This is a genomic window from Oceanisphaera ostreae (assembly GCF_042676125.1).
GTDB lineage: Bacteria > Pseudomonadota > Gammaproteobacteria > Enterobacterales > Aeromonadaceae > Oceanimonas > Oceanimonas ostreae.
The window spans coordinates 1-18,960 of record NZ_JBHTJS010000035.1; the positions used below are offsets into that span (position 1 = coordinate 1).

Genomic DNA, 18,960 nt, shown 5'->3' on the forward strand with positions numbered 1-18,960 from the left:
CTTTTGATTCGACATTATTGTTCAGTGAAGAGCATATAAAATCTTGACGTCCAACAGAGTATCTACAAAAACACCAATACAGTGTGAAACAAAGATAAAACCTATTTTTGCCACGGAATCCACGGAACCCACAGAAAAATTAAACTGAGATAAGAGCGAAAAGTGCCATGAGATCTTATTAGTAAGAGCAAAAACAGAGCGTAGGACCGGTTTTTGTTCGTGCCATGGCTTTTTTGTACGATTGAATTCGTCCCTATAAACAGCTGACAGCATAAAGCTTGGCTTTAGACCTTGCCCATTAAATATATTTTCAGATCTGATCACTATTTTTCCGTGTTCTTCCGTGTATTCCGTGGCAGAAAAGTCTTTAGTCCATGTTTTTTTCGCTGGGCGCAGCCCTTAAACTTCGTAATAAAGTACGGGTTCGGCTTGGGCTGCGAGTTGTTCGTGCAGCTCAATTTCTGCCATTTCATCGGGCTTTTGGCTGACGCCGCTGGGGCGTAACCCTAGGCGTTTGAACAATTGCATATCGCTGTTTTCATCGGGATTGGGCGTGGTGAGCAGTTTGCAGCCGTAGAAGATAGAATTAGCTCCGGCCATAAAGCACATGGCTTGCATTTGATCGTTCATTTTTTCGCGCCCAGCAGATAAGCGCACATGACTTTTAGGCATCAAGATGCGAGCCACGGCGATGGTGCGAATAAAATCAAAATCATCTAAGTCGGCCTGATTTTCCATCGGTGTGCCTTTCACTTTTACCAGCATATTGATGGGCACACTCTCGGGCTGGCGCGGTAGATTAGCCAGTGCTTGTAGTAACCCTGCCCTGTCTTCAGGACTTTCACCCAAGCCCACAATGCCACCCGAGCAGACTTTCATACCGGAATTACGTACGTTTTCTAGGGTGACTAACCGGTCAGCATAGGTGCGGGTGGTAATAATATCGCCGTAAAACTCGGGGCTGGTGTCTAGGTTATGGTTGTAATAATCCAGCCCAGCATCGGCCAGGCGGTCGGCTTGGTTGTCATTCAACATGCCCAAGGTCATGCAGGTTTCTAGGCCCAGTGCTTTCACCTCTTGCACCATTTTCACCAAATACGGCATGTCTCGCTCTTTGGGATTACGCCAAGCAGCCCCCATGCAAAAACGACTCGAGCCATTATCTTTGGCCTCTTGAGCACGCTCCAGCACGTTTTCCATTTCCATCAAGCGTTCAACTTCAAGTCCGGTGTTATAGCGGGCACTTTGTGGGCAATATTTGCAGTCTTCGGGGCAGGCGCCCGTTTTAATAGACAGCAAGGTGCTCACTTGCACTTCGTTGGCGTCAAAGTGAGCGCGATGCACTTGTTGAGCTTCAAACAACAGGTCGAATAGCGGGCGTTCAAACAATGCCAGTACCTGCTCACGGCTAACTTGCTCACTACTAAAGTGGGGTTGGTTCATTAGCTTGCCTGTATCCTTTCTTATTTTAGTGATGATGATTATTTAGCGGTATTTTGGTTGGCTAGTGTAAGCCCCAATGTTAGCCTGTCAATCATAAACACCAACTCCAGTTTACGACTGATTATTTTATGAACAATCACTTTGACGATACTTTTTCTGCCGATGCCATCAGCAATGCCGAGTTCGATCTACACCACCTTTGGCACCCCTACACTTCGCTCACCCGCCCTTTGCCCTGTTATCAGGTAGAGCGAGCCGACGGCGTATATTTACAATTAAGCGACGGCAGACGACTGATAGATGGCATGTCATCTTGGTGGGCCTGTTTACACGGTTACAATGTGCCCGAGCTAAATGCGGCCGTTACCGACCAGCTAACCAAGATGTCGCATGTGATGTTTGGTGGCTTAACCCATGATCCGGCTATTAATCTGTGCCGCGCTTTAACTGAGGTGTTACCCACCGGATTGGATCGCTTCTTTTTGGCCGACTCGGGTTCGGTATCGGTAGAAGTGGCCTTAAAAATGGCCATTCAATATTGGCATGGCAAAGGCACGCCAAAGACCGTATTTGCCGCGCTAAACAAGGGCTATCACGGAGACACCTTTGGCGCCATGAGCGTATGTGACCCTAAAGGTGGCATGCACAGTTTGTATAACGGTTTTTTGCCCGAGCATGTGTTTATAAAAAGCCCGCAAAGTCGCTTTGGCGGCGACTGGAACCCCACTGATTTGCAGCCACTGGAGGCATTGCTAGCCGATCGCCATCAAGAATTGGCGGCACTGGTGCTAGAGCCAATAGTGCAAGGCGCAGGTGGCATGTGTTTTTATCATCCTGAATTTCTTAAAGGCGCGCGCGACTTGTGCAGTCAGTATGAGGTATTGCTGATTGTGGATGAAATTGCCACCGGCTTTGGTCGTACTGGCAAATTATTTGCTTGCGAATGGGCAGAGATTGCGCCAGACATTATGTGCATTGGTAAGGCGCTTACCGGCGGCTATATGACCATGGCCGCGACGATAACAACCCAGCATGTGGCCGAGACCATTTGTAATGGACCCGCAGGGGTATTGATGCACGGCCCCACGTTTATGGCCAACCCACTGGCCTGTGCGGTGGCGCTAGCCAGTTTGCGTTTGCTGCTAAGCTCACCCTGGCAGGCGCGCATTCAGGCGATTGAGCAGCAATTAACACGCCAGTTAGCGCCCGCGGCCAATTTACCAGCCGTGGCCGATATACGGGTATTGGGGGGCATAGGCGTGATTGAGTTGCACCAACCGCTAGCTGTGGCAAAGGTACAGCAACAGCTAGTGGAGTTAGGGGTATGGATCCGCCCCTTTGGTAAGCTGTTATACGTTATGCCGCCCTACATTATTACGCCCGAAGAACTCAGCCAGCTGACAAAAGCGATGCTAACAATATGTGAAGAGTGAAGGGTAAAGCGAACGACATCAAAAGATAAAGTCTTGCTCATCCGGCATGCCGATACCGGGTCAAGCCCGATGTATGACGTAGCCTGGGTATCTCGCTGTTGCTTCTAACACCTAAGCCGAGATCCTGACGTGCGTCAGGATCTCGGCTTAAAACATCGCGTACACCTTGTTTCTGTAGCCCAACGCTTTAGCTGCCCGCAAAGAGTCGTTACGAGAGGCCTTTAGCTTTACAGTAAGCTGAAACTATCTACAGAGTTCACGACATAAGTGATGCGATATTGCATATGCAGCCGACAATGGTATTTTAACCTTTCGCCAGCCATGCTGATGACCAAATTTAAAAGGGTGATGCCATCAATGGAATTGACGCTGTTTTTACTCGCGACCATCTTAAGTGCTGTTATTACGCTATTGCCGTTATGGAATTATGAGGCTTGGTGGGTAAGAGGATTCGACTTTCCTCGGGTACAGTTTTTTAGTTTCATACTGGTGATTATACTGCTGGTCCTGTGGCGACTCGATTTATCACAGGCAAGCAGCTTGGGATTACTGGCCATCAATCTCGCCTGTCTGCTTTATCATGGCTGGTGGATCCTGCCCTATACACGATTACATTCGCTAGAAGTGAAATCGGCCACTGTCGGCCAAGCACCGCACGCCATCAAAATACTGTCGTCTAATGTGCTGGCCACCAACAACCATGCCGCTTGCCTGATTGACCTGGTGCGTCAACATGACCCCGACATACTGGTAACACTTGAGTCTACTCATTGGTGGCAGCAACAGCTTGCCGTATTAGAAGCAGACTATCCGCATACCATTAAATGCCCGCTGGATAATTTGTATGGCATGCATGTTTACTCACGCCTACCGTTAGAAAACAGCACTATCGAGTATCTGGTGCAAGACGATGTGCCCTCTATGCACTGTTTGGTGAAGCTGGCTGATGGCATCAAAATAAGAGCCCATTTCGTGCATCCGGCACCACCCAGCCCCACCGAGAATGACGAGTCGACCGAGCGCGATGCCGAGCTGTTGGCCGTGGCCAGAAGTGTGGCCGACGCGCATTTACCCGTGATTGTAGCCGGCGATCTCAACGACGTGGCCTGGTCTACCACCACACGCTTATTTAGAAAAATTAGCGGCTTGCGCGACCCCCGTATTGGTCGCGGCATGTTCAATACCTTTCATGCCGAACATTGGTTTATTCGCTGGCCGCTAGATCATTTGTTTCACAGTCATCATTTTCGCGTGATCAAACTGCATCGTTTAACACTCACCGGTTCCGATCACTTTGCGTTACTTACCCACCTTAGCTTTAATCCAAAGCAAGATAATGGTCACCAAGACTTGCAAGTCGACGCCGACGATAAGCAACTGGCCGATGAGAAAACGGCAAAAAAAAACGTCAGTAAAAGTGACGTACCCGAGCTCACCAAGTAGCAACTGACTAGCAATATGGCGCATGCTTAGCGTTATGTAACACGGTTAGTTGTTAATATCTGCTCGCGAGCTTGTATGTTGGCATAACACATCAAGTATAGCTCAGCAGCTGGGGCGCGGTGCGGCGCAGCGCCAAATACACCCGCAGGCTGGCATAGGCGTCGTTGGCAGCATAGCTCTGTTGGGCGCTAGATAACGACGCGCCCGCCCAGTTAGACAGCGTCACCTTTCTGGATTTGGGCAAATATTCGCCCAGCACGATAGCCACTGCGGCCTGCAGCCCCACCTGTTGCTTGTACCCCAACCGCTTCACCGCCCCAGACAACTCTTGGGTAGCGCTTAGCTCGATGCCAAACTTGCGCAGCACCGGCCCTCGGTCCGATTTAAGCCCAAAGCCCACTTTCATTATCTGTGGCGACTGAAGAATATCGGCCAGCAACTGATGCGCAGCGCCATTGCTGGCCAGATGATGAGCCCTAAACAAAAAAGCGTGTTCGGGGGTCGCCAGCTGCACCAGATGCGGGCCGGTGCTGGCCTCCCCCACCATAAAGGTGGGCTTGCTCTCGGTATCAAACCCCAGGTGAGTACAGTTGCTAAGCCGCGCTTGGGCAAAGCTTACTTCCTCGGTGCTCTCCACTAGATGAATGTGCGAACTAGGTAGGCCGCTAAAGGCTGGGAGCTGACGCATCACGTCTTTGCTGGGTCTTTCTAGGTACTGACGAGCGTCCATATCGGCCTCATGTTATTACTTGAATTTTTCTCATTTGAGACAGCTAATATACGCAAACGGCCACATCGGCAAAGGCTTGGTGCTTACATTTAAAGCCACTTTTCAGCCTCGGTCATCACCGTTATTACCCGATTGGGTATCGGCTTGCGTTGCGGTACCCCAAGATAGAGGGTTTCACTAACCGGATGTGTCAGAGCATGGGTGCGCACCAGCTCTGGCTTTGCAAACGCAGCTACCGCATGGGCCGGCAACACCGTAAACCCCAGCCCCATGCTTACCGGCTCCAGTATCAGACTGATCTGATTAGAGAATCCTCTTTTTTCAAACATATTGCTGTGTTGAAACTCAGGATAGTTGGCCCCCAGCAGCAAGCCGGCATGATGAGCACCATCGGGGTGATCAATAAAGCCAAGCCGCATTAACTGTGTCCAGTCAGGCTCGGTTATTGCAGCCGGCGTCACCAGCAAGAGTGGCTCTCGGCCAATGGCTCGGCAGCTCACCTCTGCATGTCTGGATGCTTGGGTCATAAAACCCATATCCACCTCATAGCCGGCAATAGCGGCCTCTATATTGGCGTTGGGCGCAAATCGATAATCAATCACCAGCTTGGGGTACAGGCGTTGTAGTGCCAATAAATGCGGATATAACTTAAGCCCCACACTACCTGGCGACATGATTCTGACCAGCCCTTCAAAGGCAGGATCTGCCCCAATGCGCTGCTCTAGGCTCGACAAAGACTCGATAATCGAACTGGCTTCACGATACAGGCGTTCGCCGGCATCGGTCAGCATAAACTGCTTGCCCTGTCGGATCAGCAAGTCTCGCCCCAGCTGTTGCTCCAACTTTTGCACATGCTGGCTAACGCCAGACTGCGTCATGTGCAGCTGCTCTGCCGTACGGGTAAAATGACCCACCTCAACCAAGGTACAAAAACTGCGTAGCCAGTGGGTATTTATCATTACACTTTGTACTCATTACCATCACAAATGATAATTTTAGATAATCAATTAAGCTTTGTACACTGTCATCTCGTTAAGAAGGAGGAGCAGACAATGAACAAGGTTTATCCTAGAAATTTTTCACACATCGGTATTTCGGTACCCGATCTCGACCGCGCAGTGGAATTTTACACTCAGGTAATGGGCTGGTATCTAATCATGAAGCCTACCGAGATCCAGGAAGACGACAGCGCCATTGGCGAAATGTGTACCGGAGCTTTGGCGCCAAATGGGGCAGCTTTCGCATTGCCCATCTGTCTACCGGCGACCGAGTTGGCGTAGAGCTGTTTCAGTTCAACAATCAGGTTAGCCCAGAAAACAACTTTGAATACTGGAAAACCGGCATCTTCCACTTTTGCGTGCAAGACCCTAACGTAGAAGAGCTGGCCGAGCGCATTGTCGCCGCCGGCGGTAAAAAACGCATGGCAAAGCCCCGTTACTACTACCCGGGCGAAAAGCCGTACCGTATGATTTATATGGAAGACCCCTTCGGTAACATCCTGGAAATTTACAGCCACAGTTACGAGCTAATTTACAGCGAAGGCGCATACTAATACCAATCTAAGTAAGTATGTGATCTGTTTTGAAGTTGAGCGCTACAGGTACAAAGGTCAGCTTTAAGCGCTAATATTTATCCAAGTAAAAGCACAAAAAAATGGTAAATACCAACCCACCCCGAGCGCAGGGTCGCCTTATCTAGGCAAGGAGTATTCGACCTCTCTTTAGGCCGTGCTATGGCTGTTGGTCGATTGAAATCGACCCTACGATCAGGGTGGCTCCTTGTTTTTTGTAGGGGCGAATTTATTCGCACAATAATGGTGGCACGGCCTAAAAGAGACCAACCTACAAAACTAACGTGAGACCTTGACACCCAACAGAGTATCTACAAAAGACATAAAAATCTGATCAGTTAGTTTTCCTGATTGCTATTACTTCAGGTTAAGCTTGAACAAACAGCCTAATCCACCGACATGCTGCAAGCACATCAGTGGATTGGTTGTTGAACCGCTGTATGATCGAGTATAAAGCCGTCCGCTTAAGCGGGTTCAGGCCAGACGAAATCAGGATGCAAACCTTCATAGACCGGGCGACCATCCGATGGCTTGGGGTAGTCTTTTAATGCGTCGTAGAATGCGTGATAAGTGGGCTTGGGGAACGAGGCTTCTTGGTAGCCCATGACGTTGGGCACAGCAACGCGAATGCGTTTCTGTTTGTCATCCAGCATCAGAGCGGCGCCACAATCGGCACAGGTGCAAAGCTCAAGCGGCCCGCTTGGGTTTTCTTTATTGAACGGCTGACGGTTCATTTTTTCGGGATGATCGACCGAGAGATCTGCGTAGTTGAAGAAAGCCACATGCGTGGTCTACTGGCCTGTCACGCCCTTGCAGACATTACAGTGACAAACGTGATTATCAATTGGTTCTGCCTTGGCGTTAATATGAACGTGCTCGCAGCCGCCTGTATATAAACTGGTCATAATCTCTTTCCTTTTGTGCGTATCCAGCTGGAGCGCAACTTCCGTGAAAACAAATAACGACAGAAGCCTTTATGTAGGCCGCCACCGATGACAGTTACAACTGAACATCATTCACACTCGGCAGAGCCGATGCAAATTGTTGAAAATCAGAGATGCTCCCACTGTGGATTGATGCCTTTCGCTCGATAAGTCTAGTAGATCTATTTTGTAAAACAAATACCTGAGTTAACAACAATAATCGCTGTTCTACCCAACCCCGGCAATGCTCAACGGATTAACCAAAATAGTGCTCGATACACATAACAGCGTCCGCCTTGCCCTATGGCCATCGATTAGTCCGACACCGTCAAATAGTAGTCGGGGGTGGTATTCAGCGGGCAGGAATAAAGGTATTCGCCGGCTTCCAGCTCAATTTCATAATCCTGGCTAGCTCCAGTAACTAAGCCGCCGCCGGAGACGCTGGGCAACAGTGCCCGATCTAGCAGGCCTGCTCCCCGCAGCCAAAAACCCAGTTCATAGGGCACATCTCTGTTGGTTACCCTGAAGATATAACGACCGGGTTCTAGCTCCAGAGTGCGAGCCTGTGCCAGCCGTTCAGAGGAGGTCTCGGCGTTAATGCGATCACAATCCGCCTTGGCGTGGGTGACATAACCGTGATCCAGTCCGTTCTCGCTCTCAATAAACTGGCAGCCCGTCTGGGTTAACTCGATGACCATCGGCTCTGCGGCCTGAATGGTATAAGGCAAGACCAATGCCAAGGTACAGACACTGGCGCGTAACAGTGAGGAAAGAAAAAAACTGTTCATGGTATTTACCTCTATGATATCCGGTTCATACAGGACCAATGTCCCTAAGGCTGTCTCGGTATTCAAGAGCCCTGTTAAAGATGACCGGCACAAGCGGCAAAAAGTGCCGAGCTTGAGCGCTATATGCAGGAAGACAATCATCTAGCTTGGGTGTCTTACTTAGTTTTTTCCGAATTCATAGATTAAGGTTATAATCACGCCTTACCAATACCCACTCCCCTTTTGCATTCTAAATCTCGGGCATATCACTGTGAGCACACTCCATCGAAGTAAAAACAACCAAACCAAGCCTGACAGCAAAGGCTTGCACCCGAGAAATCTACACCAGCAAGGCTATGATTTTCCCGCGCTCAAAAAAAGTTATCCGCCACTAGCCCTCTATGTGAAAACAAACGCTCACGGTAACCTTTCCATAGCATTCGCAGATCCACTGGCAGTAAAAGCATTAAATGCCGCGCTATTAAAGCGACACTACAATATTGTCGATTGGAGTATTCCAGAAGGTGCTCTTTGTCCGCCCATCCCAGGCAGAGCCGACTACATCCATTACATAGCTGAGTTGCTTGGGGTTGGCGAGCCCACTACGAGTCTGGTTAATACCCAGCCCAAAATAACTTTACTCGATATAGGTACGGGGGCAAATGGCATATACCCGCTGTTGGCCTGCCAACTCTACGGTTGGCATTGTGTGGGTAGTGATATTAATACTCAGTCGCTGGAGAACGTGGCCTCAATTATCGCTAATAATCCCCAGCTAAACGGCAGCTTCACGCTGCGTACGCAAAAGGATAAACATCATATTTTTGAGGGTATCATTCAAGCGGGAGAATTCTTTGATGTCAGCGTGTGTAACCCACCCTTTCATGCTTCAGCAGATGAAGCACTTAAAGGCAGCATGCTTAAACTCAATAACCTTGCTCGTCATCGCGGTGAGCAAACATCCAACCCCACAGCGCCCACTCTAAACTTTGGTGGTCTAGACGCAGAGCTTTGGTGTAAGGGTGGCGAACAAATGTTTCTAAAAAAATTAATAAAAGAAAGCCACGTTTTTTCAACTCAATGCCGCTGGTTTACCAGTCTGGTTTCGAAAACTGACAATGTGAAGCCTGCAAAAAAGTTGATTCGTAAGCTAGGTGCCGTCGATATACGGGAAATAGAAATGAAGCAGGGAAATAAAATTACCAGAATATTAGCTTGGACGTTCATCTAAGTCTCGCAAGCATTACATCGGGCTAACTAATAGCGTGCAAACAATGTGGTTTCTTCTACTAAGTAATCACGCCCTCCTGTGGAATTCTCGGCCAGCTTACTCCTTAAAAGCTACAGACCTTTTTGCCACGGAAGAAACGCCTCTTTATTTATGAGAAGCACGGAAAAATAGAGATCAGATCTGAAAGTGATCTTTATGGGTAAGAGCCAAACACAAGTGCACCATCATAGGGGCGACAAGGTCTTACCCCCTCAAGGTACATCATCATCGCGTAGGCGGGGACGGGAATCCAAGGCTTGTGGCGCAGATTTGTCAGCCTGCGCTTTTCCTGCAAAGGCACTGGACCCCCGCCTTCGCGAGGATAAAGGGAATCACATAACAGGGATGTTATGTGTTTGAGCGTACAGGGGGCGAGCTTGTCTCGCCGTGACGAGTGGCTTAGCCTACTGCAAACATCCAGTGAATGTTTGCAGTAGGCTAAAGCCGTGAGTGTCATTAATCCGCAGCGGGTCGGTGGAGTTGACTTTTTGTTCGGCTTTTATACAAACAAAAATAGATCAGTTAGTTTTCCAGATTGGTATTATTGTGGGCGGGTGGCAGACACTTCAATTTCAATCAGCCAGCCGGGGACGGCCAAGGCGGCCACTTCTACTGCCGAACGCACCGGCAGATTAGGCTGTTCTGTGGTGCCAAAGAACTTGGTGTAACCCTTCATGAAGCCAGAAAAGTCTACTTTTCCGTCTTCGGCAACCAAAAACACCTGCATGCGATACACATCAGCCATGGTCAGGTTAAGCGATTTCAGATTTTTTTCAATGGCTTGCAGTACCGAAGTCGCTTGCTCTTCCATGGTGCCATAAGCGGCAACCGTGTTGGCCTCGGCGTCAGCATGGATCACACTGGGCACCTGACCGCTCATGTGTACTTGGGTTCTGTTGGCAGGCACTTCAACGGCAAGGGAAATAGGAAAGTCTGAATCAGGTAATTTATGACGAATTACCCCGTCGTCGGCAGCATAGGCAGTTGCCGATGCACCGGTAAGCAGCACGGCGGTTGCAATACCAGATAGAAATGCTTTCATTTATTACTCCTTCAATAGAGCCCCCCGGCAAGGCCGAGGGAGCAGTTAGTGTAGTTAACGATTACTCATTGCTTTAACTTCTGCAAGGGTCGTTTTTTCTTGGTAATCATTACCAAAATTGGTACGAATATAGTTGACCACTTCAACTATTTGCTCATCACTCAGATAATCCTTGAAGTTGGGCATGCCACCCAAGCCATTGAGTAGCACATAAATGGGGTAGCCGGCCGCCGACAGCTTGGCGTTATTGGCAAGAACGGGATAAAAACCGGCGCCCGTGCTAGCTCCTTTACCGCCCTCCATGTGGCAGCCCTGACAGATGCTATTAAACAGCTTTTCACCTGTTTTTTGCTCGAAACTGCCACTTTCAGACACGGTCGGCGTACCGGCTAGCACTGGCAAAGAGGTTAGCGAGCTCATGCCGAGTATAAGAGCAGAGATGGTTAGCTTGTTCATTTTTGACTCCTTTAGGCTTTTTGCTTTTTCTCAGCAACGGCGTACTCATGCAAGCGCTTGATCGCATCTAAAGAAGACAAAATAGCGCCTTCCATCCAGGCCGGAATATAAGAGGCGTGCTCGCCGGCCAATACCACTCGATTATCTATCTCACACAAGTTCTGGTAATGCTCTTTACGGCTTTCTGGAGTCCAAAGACCATAACACCCGTTGGTCCAAGGCACTCGGTGCCAGGCCACCGCGATGCCATTATCGAATTCATCCAGATATTGCGGGTGTATTTTAGCACCATACTCCAGTGTCTTTTTTATCCGCATTTCGGGTGACATGGAGGTAAACTCATAGGCGTTTTCATCCCATAGATAGCCTGCCAGTAGCACCCCTTTACCCGACGAGTGATAGTCGGTGCTGGGGTAGCTGATCATTTCTATTGGCATATCGGTATAGGTAATACCGCCATAAATGTGATCGTCTTCTTCCCAGAAGCGGCGTTTGAACTGCAGCCCCACTTTTACGCCGGTATCGTAAGGGACGGCACGAATGGCACTGGTCAATTTGCTACTGAAGTTGGCAGGGATCTGGCCCAAAATAGACAGCGGAATGGTGCACACACACCAATCGGCAGATTCGGTCATGGTGTCACCCGGATTTTTGCTATCTACATAGCTGACGGTCACGCCTTTATCGTCTTGATGGATCTTGGTGACCTTGCTGCTGTAGCGAATAAGATTACCGACCTCTTTTTCAAAACCCTTAGCAATCATGTCCATGCCACCAATGGGCTGGAAAATAGTGCTTTGATATTCAAACAAGTTACCTGTACTTAAATGCTTCCACAGGCTGGAGTTAAACAGCTCGCCGCGATCCATCGGCTGGGAGTACTGTTCTTTTGGCATTAAACCACCGCCGGGCTCGATATCGAAGCCGCGCGTCAGGCTCGCTTCTATAGACTTAACGTATTTATCGTCGCCGTTAAGCGCGCCCCACTCCCGCATCACCAATAACAAGCGCTCAGTTTCTTCGCGGGTCATGGCTTCATCCAAACCTTTCTGGTTCACACACTTAGCCAGCAGTTCGGCAATATGCCCCTGAAAGTCTGCGTAAACTTCGCGGTAGCGTTTGGGTTTGCCGTCAAAGGCCTTGGTGCTATGCACGTAGGCGTTATGGTTGATTTGATTAAACACTTCCAGCTTTACATCAAACTGTTTACAGTAGTGTAAAACCGCATGGTGATGATAGGGAATGCGCCACGGGCCTGGGTTGATATACAACCCTTCGTCGAATTTACATTCTTGGGTTGCCCCGCCCAGTTCAGTGTATTTGTCGCCACCTCGAATGGTCCAGCAGCGCCCACCAGCTTTCTCGTTGTACTCGAGAATTTTAACCTTATAGCCCGCCTTCTGCAGTTCGAATGCTGCTGTCATGCCAGCAAGGCCCGCGCCCAATACCAAGACGGTTGAACCGGTGGGCGCGCCACTCAACTCATAGTGATCTTTGTCAAACGTAGACTCGCTGGCAAACCCCAACGTAGTCATGGCTTGGTACATGGCGGCGGCACCGGCTGTTTTGCCGATCCATGAAAGTACCGCTCTTCTGCTTATGCCTCGAGTTAGTTCCATATTCGGTGATCTCCTGGGCAGGTATGACGCTAATGGCTTCAAACGTGATCACAGTGGATACCGAATAAACCGTTACGTCATTTGAAGGTAGCCTTGCAGCACGAACAACAATTGTTAGCTAATGGTTAATAAAATTTAGTATCTGACTAGTGACGCCGCAAATGAATTTGTATAAATATTGTTCAGAGCTCAATGTCATCATCGGCTTAGCACTCGATTAACTGCCTTCACCAGATAAGTGTACTGGCAGCGCCTTACCGTCGTTACGCCATCGTTATGCCGCTGTCGTGCGGGGAATCGACCATTAACATCACTATTCCGGTTATGTTATCCTGACCAATCGCATTGTTTATTCACGATAAAATGGTTATGCGAACAACAAAATGAAAAAATTCAAGTTTACAGAGCCAATATACTGACAGCCAACCGGAGACAAATGGTGACCCGACTTAAAAGACTCACCCTACTCACACTGTGGCTGCTCTGTGCTCCCATAATGAGTATGGCGCAGGCCCAAAGCCAAGAACCCACTTCGGCCCCCTCTTACGACGCCTTAGCCGAGGTGCTAGAAAATGAACAATCACGCCAACAGCTGATTAAAGAGCTGCGCAGTCTGGCCGCACAACAGGCCCCCTCAGCCGCGCAAGCTGCTGAGAACGCCACCGACGCGGCAGAACCTTCTTTGCCCAGCCAACTGGCAGAAACTACCAGCGAAATAGCCGGAGGCCTCAGCGATCAGTTCAACAATTTGGTTGAGGTAACGGGTAACTTATTCACCGGTAATGTGGCCGACGATAATGCCGCTTTTAATAGCGCCACCTTTATGAATGCCGCCATTAATCTGGGGTTAGTAGTCTTGGCAACCGCGGTGCTGTTTTGGCTGCTGCGCCGGCTGGCAAGCCCTATTTTTGCTCGCTTTAGTCATTGGTCGCGCCACGGTGAGGGAAAAACTCCGGTATTGCGTTTAGTGGTGTGTGTGGCGTTGGCCTGTTTGGTCGATGTGCTGGCCGTAGGCATTGCCTATGTGGGCGGTAACTTGGTGGCCACTTTTCTGGTCGGAGAAACCGGCGAGCTCACGACTCAAGCCTCGCTGTTTCTTAACGCCTTTGTAGTTATAGAATTATTAAAAGCCGGTCTGCGAGTGCTGTTTTCTTCGCGTTACGAAGGGTTACGCCTGCTGCCGATTGACTCTTCAGAAGCCGCTTACTGGAATCGTTGGCTGGCGTTGCTAATCGGCATGGTCGGCTATGGTGTGATGGTGGTAGAGCCTTTAATCAACATTAATATTTCGTCCACCCTAGGCCAAGGCGTAAATACGCTGATTATGTTTATCGCTTACTTTTATGCGGTAACCGTCATTCTGAAAAACCGCACCCGTCTGCGCCATGCCATTCGAGCTAGAGCCGAGAAAAGCACCCTTGCTGCCGGTCAATTTAGCCTGATACTGTTATCTCGTACTTGGCACTTGCTCGGCCTAGCCTATTTTACCGTGGTGTTGGTACTCACGTTACTCAGCCCAGCCGAAGCCCTACCCTTTGTGCTGTATGCCACGCTTAAAACCTTAGGGCTTGTGGTGGTGGGGATTTTATTGTCTAGCTTACTCAGCCAGACCATAGGTCGACGCATTACCTTGTCGGACGAATTGCGCCGCAAACTGCCTTTGCTCGAGCCACGCCTAAATAGCTATATTCCTGCGGCGCTACGTTTTTTGCGGGTGCTGATTGTCAGCATGGCCGTGTTGCTGATATTCAATGCTTGGTACATCGTCGATTTAAATGCCTGGTACGAGTCTGAAGCAGGCGGCAAGCTGATGGCTAAGATCATTGGCGTAGCCATTATTCTCGCCGTAGCTGCCATGGTGTGGGTGGTGTTGGCCAGCCTTATCGAGCATAAACTGAACCCGGAAACCGGCAACGGTCAGCCTTCTGCCCGCGCGCAAACCTTATTGCTGTTATTTCGTAATGCCGTTGCCATCGCATTAGCAACGCTTACCATTATGATCGCCTTGTCAGAAATTGGCATTAATATCGGCCCACTGATCGCCGGTGCCGGTGTCTTGGGCTTAGCGATTGGTTTTGGTGCACAGAAGCTGGTGCAAGACATTATTACCGGGGTGTTTATTCAAATAGAAAACGCCATGAACACCGGTGACGTAGTGACTTTGGCGGGTATTACCGGCACCGCAGAAAAGCTCAGTATTCGCTCGGTGGGTATTCGTGACTTGAGCGGCACTTACCACATTATTCCTTTTTCTAGTGTGGATACGGTGTCTAACTATATGCGCGAGTTCGCCTTCCATGTGGGTGAATATCGTGTGGCCTATCGCGAAAATATCGATGATGCTATCGCACAGCTGCAAAATGCCTTTGACGAGCTAGCCGTTAGCGAAGATAACAAGCGCGAAATATTGGCGCCCTTAGAAGTAGCGGGTGTAATTGCCTTGGCTGATAGCTCGGTTATTATTCGGGTACGGATAAAAACCACGCCAGGTATGCAGTGGGCGGTAGGTCGTGCCTATAACCGTCTGGTTAAGTTGCACTTTGATAATGCCGGTATCGAAATTCCGTTTCCGCACAGCACGGTGTACTTTGGAGTAGGCAAAGAAGGTCAAGCCCCTTCCGCCAACTTGCGAGTCATGGAGCAAGACTTTGATGTTAATGGTCACCCCGGTGGTCATGCTAAGTCTGGCGAAAATGTCGTTGCCGCTGATAGTAAATCTGCGGTTGCTAATGACGCCCCTAACGATAATGACTAGTGATCTTCGTTAGGTAACAAAAAGGCCGAGCAACTGCTCGGCCTTTTTTATGAATAATGCTCAGTCATAAGCCGAATCAGTTAGTTATGCATCTGTAATCAATGAAACAGCGTCATTATCACCTTCTTGCGCACTACTATTGTTTGGCTATTGCCATTGCTTTACTAATGGGTATAAGTAGAACGGCATAACAGGTGTGGTTCTGTCGTCATTCCCGCGAAGGTGACGATAAAGGTAAGCTAGCCACATAATCCATATCAGTTATGCGTGATTATTTATTGAATTTTTCACTAAGTTAGTTGGCTATCTTATTGCCATCTTATAGGAGCGTAAGTGACCCAGATACACACACCAAGCCCGCATCGGCCTTGGATATTAACCGCACTTATGTTGTTTATGATGCTTGCCGCCATCGATGTCACCATAGTGTCGACTGCCGTCCCGCAAATAGTGGCAGATTTGGGCGATTTCTCGTTATTCACTTGGGTATTCTCTATTTACCTATTAACCCAAACCGTCACTATTCCAATATATGGCAAACTCGCCGATTTATACGGTCGCAAACCAGTATTAATCTTTGGTAGCAGCCTGTTTTTACTGGGCTCGATGGCCTGTGCCGCGGCATGGAATATGCCCAGCCTCATCGTATTTCGCGGTATTCAAGGCTTAGGTGCAGGCGCCATTATGGCGACAGTAAACACCTTGGCGGGGGATTTATACAGCCTAGAAGAGCGTGGCCGAGTACAGGGGTATCTCTCAAGTGTGTGGGGCATAGCGGCAATTTCTGGCCCCATGTTAGGGGGGACTTTTGTTGAGTATCTGACTTGGCATTGGATTTTTTTAGTCAACATTCCGATCGGTTTATTAGCCATTACCTTATTGGTGCTGTTCTTACATGAAAATGTGGTGCGCAAACGCCACCAAATTGACTATTTAGGCTCTGCCAGTATTTTAGCCGGTGTGGGCAGCCTCATTTTTGCGCTGATGCAAGGCGGCACCGCCTGGCCTTGGTTATCGGTGGCCAGCATCAGCGCCTTTGTCGTATCTGCCCTATTGCTAGCGTTTGCCGTATGGACTCAAACCCGTGCAGCAGAGCCCATTATGCCCCTTTGGTTGTGGCGCAACCCGGCACTGGCGGGAGCCAACCTTGCCATGATTGGCATGGGGTTTATTCTGATGGTGCCCACGGCTTACCTCCCCACATTTGCCCAATCGGTATACGGTTTAAATGCTATTAGCGCCGGTTTGGTGCTGGCTGCCATCAGTATCGGCTGGCCCACTGCTTCTACCCTGTCGGTCAAACTGTACTTGCGCATGGGTTATCGCAATACCGCTTTTATTGGCTGCCTGTTTATCCTTATCGCCACAGTCGGTTTTTTAGCATTGCCTTATCAGGTGTCTATTTGGGCTATTGTGCTAGACCAAATACTCTTAGGAGCAGGCTTTGGCTTGTTGTCTACGCCGTTGTTAGTAGGCGCACAAGCATCTGTCGATTGGCACCAACGGGGTGTGGTCACCGGTGCCAATATGTTTTCGCGGTTCTTAGGCCAAAGCTTAGGCATAGCGTTGTTTGGCACACTATTTAATGGCAGCCTAATTAGGCAACTAAGCGAGGCTCCCGCTGCATTGCAGCAGCGTTTGCCGAATAATATTGATGAGGTGGTAACGAAGCTGCAGCAGCCACATTTAGCCGATGATATTACCATTTACCTGCGTCATAGCGTATTTGAGGCGATACACGGTCTTTATGTTGGGTTGGCCGTGGTGGCGGTCTTAATACTGCTGATAGTGGTGTGTAGCCCACGGGAATTTGGCTCGACCCTGCAGCGTAATGAGATAGAGAACGGTGTGTAAACTCTTATATATTAAGTAACCTTGTATCACTAAGAAAAGATATAGGCAGCTAACAAAAAAATTACGCCTGTATTATTTACTGGCGTAATTTTTGAGATGGCTACCGATCGTTTTTTAATGATATTACATCACAAATACCCACCGACTCTCGTTGCCGCTTAACTAAATGACAGATTAGTTTTACGACGGCTGGCTGCAATACCATTAACCATAATCATTCCCCAAACTAGAACGGCAGCTACGGCGAGCACAGTTGCAATGGGCCGTTCAACAAAGGCCGTTAAATCTCCATTTGCCTTAATAATTGAGCGCATGAAGTTGCTCTCGATTATAGGCCCAAGGATTATCGCAAGAATTAAAGGGCCGACTGGAAAGTTATTCTCCGACATGACAAAACCAAGTAAGCCAAATGCCAGCATAATCCAGATATCGAACATCGAGTTATTGGCGGCAAATGCACCCACCATGCAAAAAATCAGTATCAGCGGAAACAGCACACCAGAGGGTATGGAAAGTATATGTCGTGCACCTTTTATTGCTAAAAAGCCGAGCGGAAGAAGTAACAGATTAGCAACGATGAAGACCATGAAGATAGCATTAACCAGCGGCGCTTCATTAACAAACACATCGGGCCCCGGGGTGATGCCTTTCGTCATCAACACACCAATAATAATTGCGGTAACAGTATCACCCGGAATACCAAACACCAGCGCGGGAATATAAGCGCCAGATAATGAGGCGTTATTGGCGGAGCTTGCCGAGATCAGCCCTTCAGGATGACCGGTGCCAAATTTTTCAGGCGTACGCGAAAACTTGCGCGCAATGGCGTAGCTAATCCATGAAGCAATGTCAGCCCCAGCACCTGGCAGTGCGCCAATCAAGGTGCCCAGCACCCCGCTTCGGGCAACACCAAATTTGTACTTCCAAATGAGCGAACCTACACCTGTGAATGGTTTTTTGACCTGTGTTTGCACTTGCGGGCGTGCGCTTTTACTTTCCGGCATGCGTCGGATCAGCTCTGAAATGGCAAACAAGCCAATCAGTACCGGCAAAATAGAAATACCCGCGAGTAAGTCATAATTACCCAACGTGAAACGAGTTTGGCCTGAAACGCTATCCATGCCCACCATTGAGATAGCTAAACCGGCAAACATCGATATCGCACCTTTTAGTGGGTCACCGCCCGACACCAAAATGGCACAAGACAACCCTAGTAACGCGAGCCAGAAGTACTCATCACTGGTAAATTGAATTGCAAAATCAGCAATTAGCGGAGCAAGTGTAGCCAAGCATATAACGCCGATCACACCACCAATCATGGAGCAAGTAACATTAAGGCCCAGCGCCACACCCACCTTACCTTGCTTACCCATAAGATAGGCTTCGTCGGTATACACTGCCGATGCAGGTGTGCCTGGCATGCGGAGCAGCGCACCGGGTAAATCTCCCGCCACTATGGCCATCGCAGTGGCTGAAACTATCGCAGCAATTGCTGGCAAAGGCTCCATAAAGAAGGTAACCGGCACTAATAACGCAGTTGCCATGGTGGCCGTGAGCCCGGGAATAGCTCCCATAAAGAGCCCGAAAATTGAGGCCGCGAGAATGATAAACATCACCTCCCACGTGAACACCATAGAGGTAGCAGCTAGGAAACT

The 18,960-nt window shown here is 49.1% G+C and carries 16 protein-coding genes; 7 read left to right on the forward strand and 9 right to left on the reverse strand.

Features of this window, described 5'->3' with window-relative positions; genetic code table 11:
• Positions 1-399 precede the first annotated feature (399 nt).
• Positions 400-1,443: a biotin synthase BioB gene (gene bioB / locus ACFQ1C_RS08515; RefSeq protein WP_379558179.1), complete on the reverse strand. Its 1,044-nt coding sequence runs from the start codon at positions 1,441-1,443 to the stop codon at positions 400-402.
• A 167-nt stretch (positions 1,444-1,610) separates the two neighbouring features.
• On the opposite strand from bioB, the gene bioA reads away from it, so the two are divergent.
• Positions 1,611-2,876 carry an adenosylmethionine--8-amino-7-oxononanoate transaminase gene (gene bioA / locus ACFQ1C_RS08520; protein ID WP_379558403.1) on the forward strand — a complete coding sequence of 422 codons (1,266 nt, stop codon included), beginning with the start codon at positions 1,611-1,613 and terminating at the stop codon, positions 2,874-2,876.
• A 357-nt stretch (positions 2,877-3,233) separates the two neighbouring features.
• Positions 3,234-4,319 carry an endonuclease/exonuclease/phosphatase family protein gene (locus tag ACFQ1C_RS08525; protein ID WP_379558180.1) on the forward strand — a complete coding sequence of 362 codons (1,086 nt, stop codon included), beginning with the start codon at positions 3,234-3,236 and terminating at the stop codon, positions 4,317-4,319.
• A gap of 91 nt (positions 4,320-4,410) precedes the next feature.
• On the opposite strand, the gene ACFQ1C_RS08530 is transcribed toward ACFQ1C_RS08525, so the two are convergent.
• The gene (locus tag ACFQ1C_RS08530) at positions 4,411-5,049 is read right to left on the reverse strand and encodes a 3'-5' exonuclease (RefSeq protein ID WP_379558181.1); all 639 of its coding nucleotides are present in this window, start codon (positions 5,047-5,049) and stop codon (positions 4,411-4,413) included.
• Positions 5,050-5,138: 89 nt separating this feature from the next.
• Positions 5,139-6,008 (reverse strand): LysR family transcriptional regulator, encoded by an 870-nt coding sequence (locus ACFQ1C_RS08535; protein ID WP_379558182.1) that lies wholly within the window; start codon positions 6,006-6,008, stop codon positions 5,139-5,141.
• A 93-nt stretch (positions 6,009-6,101) separates the two neighbouring features.
• On the opposite strand from ACFQ1C_RS08535, the gene ACFQ1C_RS08540 reads away from it, so the two are divergent.
• Both ACFQ1C_RS08540 and ACFQ1C_RS08545 read left to right on the forward strand, forming a co-directional pair.
• Positions 6,102-6,329: a VOC family protein gene (locus tag ACFQ1C_RS08540; protein ID WP_379558183.1), complete on the forward strand. Its 228-nt coding sequence runs from the start codon at positions 6,102-6,104 to the stop codon at positions 6,327-6,329.
• A complete protein-coding gene (locus tag ACFQ1C_RS08545; protein WP_379558184.1) occupies positions 6,254-6,601 on the forward strand; it encodes a VOC family protein in 348 nt (115 codons plus the stop codon). The genes ACFQ1C_RS08540 and ACFQ1C_RS08545 overlap by 76 nt, the downstream gene beginning before the upstream one ends.
• Positions 6,602-7,083: 482 nt before the next feature.
• On the opposite strand, the gene ACFQ1C_RS08550 is transcribed toward ACFQ1C_RS08545, so the two are convergent.
• Both ACFQ1C_RS08550 and ACFQ1C_RS08555 read right to left on the reverse strand, forming a co-directional pair.
• Positions 7,084-7,401, reverse strand: coding sequence for a hypothetical protein (locus ACFQ1C_RS08550; RefSeq protein WP_379558185.1), 318 nt, complete (start codon positions 7,399-7,401; stop codon positions 7,084-7,086).
• 455 nt (positions 7,402-7,856) lie between these two features.
• The gene (locus ACFQ1C_RS08555; protein WP_379558186.1) at positions 7,857-8,330 is read right to left on the reverse strand and encodes a hypothetical protein; all 474 of its coding nucleotides are present in this window, start codon (positions 8,328-8,330) and stop codon (positions 7,857-7,859) included.
• Between the two features lie 250 nt (positions 8,331-8,580).
• Here ACFQ1C_RS08555 and rlmF point away from each other — a divergent pair, with 250 nt between their 5' ends.
• On the forward strand, positions 8,581-9,540 hold the full coding sequence (gene rlmF / locus ACFQ1C_RS08560; RefSeq protein WP_379558187.1) for a 23S rRNA (adenine(1618)-N(6))-methyltransferase RlmF: 960 nt from the start codon (positions 8,581-8,583) through the stop codon (positions 9,538-9,540).
• A gap of 580 nt (positions 9,541-10,120) precedes the next feature.
• On the opposite strand, the gene ACFQ1C_RS08565 is transcribed toward rlmF, so the two are convergent.
• The 3 genes from ACFQ1C_RS08565 to ACFQ1C_RS08575 are packed head-to-tail and all read right to left on the reverse strand — an operon-like array spanning position 10,121 to position 12,696.
• Positions 10,121-10,621, reverse strand: a complete 501-nt coding sequence (locus ACFQ1C_RS08565; protein WP_379558188.1) for a RidA family protein — start codon at positions 10,619-10,621, stop codon at positions 10,121-10,123.
• Between the two features lie 54 nt (positions 10,622-10,675).
• Positions 10,676-11,077 carry a c-type cytochrome gene (locus ACFQ1C_RS08570; RefSeq protein WP_379558189.1) on the reverse strand — a complete coding sequence of 134 codons (402 nt, stop codon included), beginning with the start codon at positions 11,075-11,077 and terminating at the stop codon, positions 10,676-10,678.
• Between the two features lie 11 nt (positions 11,078-11,088).
• Positions 11,089-12,696, reverse strand: a complete 1,608-nt coding sequence (locus ACFQ1C_RS08575) for a flavin monoamine oxidase family protein (RefSeq protein ID WP_379558190.1) — start codon at positions 12,694-12,696, stop codon at positions 11,089-11,091.
• Between the two features lie 496 nt (positions 12,697-13,192).
• Between ACFQ1C_RS08575 and ybiO the strand changes: the two genes are divergently transcribed.
• Positions 13,193-15,451 (forward strand): mechanosensitive channel protein, encoded by a 2,259-nt coding sequence (gene ybiO, locus ACFQ1C_RS08580; protein WP_379558191.1) that lies wholly within the window; start codon positions 13,193-13,195, stop codon positions 15,449-15,451.
• A 333-nt stretch (positions 15,452-15,784) separates the two neighbouring features.
• Positions 15,785-17,305 (forward strand): MDR family MFS transporter, encoded by a 1,521-nt coding sequence (locus tag ACFQ1C_RS08585; RefSeq protein WP_379558192.1) that lies wholly within the window; start codon positions 15,785-15,787, stop codon positions 17,303-17,305.
• 158 nt (positions 17,306-17,463) lie between these two features.
• On the opposite strand, the gene ACFQ1C_RS08590 is transcribed toward ACFQ1C_RS08585, so the two are convergent.
• Positions 17,464-18,918, reverse strand: coding sequence for a tripartite tricarboxylate transporter permease (locus tag ACFQ1C_RS08590; RefSeq protein WP_379558404.1), 1,455 nt, complete (start codon positions 18,916-18,918; stop codon positions 17,464-17,466).
• Positions 18,919-18,960 lie beyond the last annotated feature (42 nt).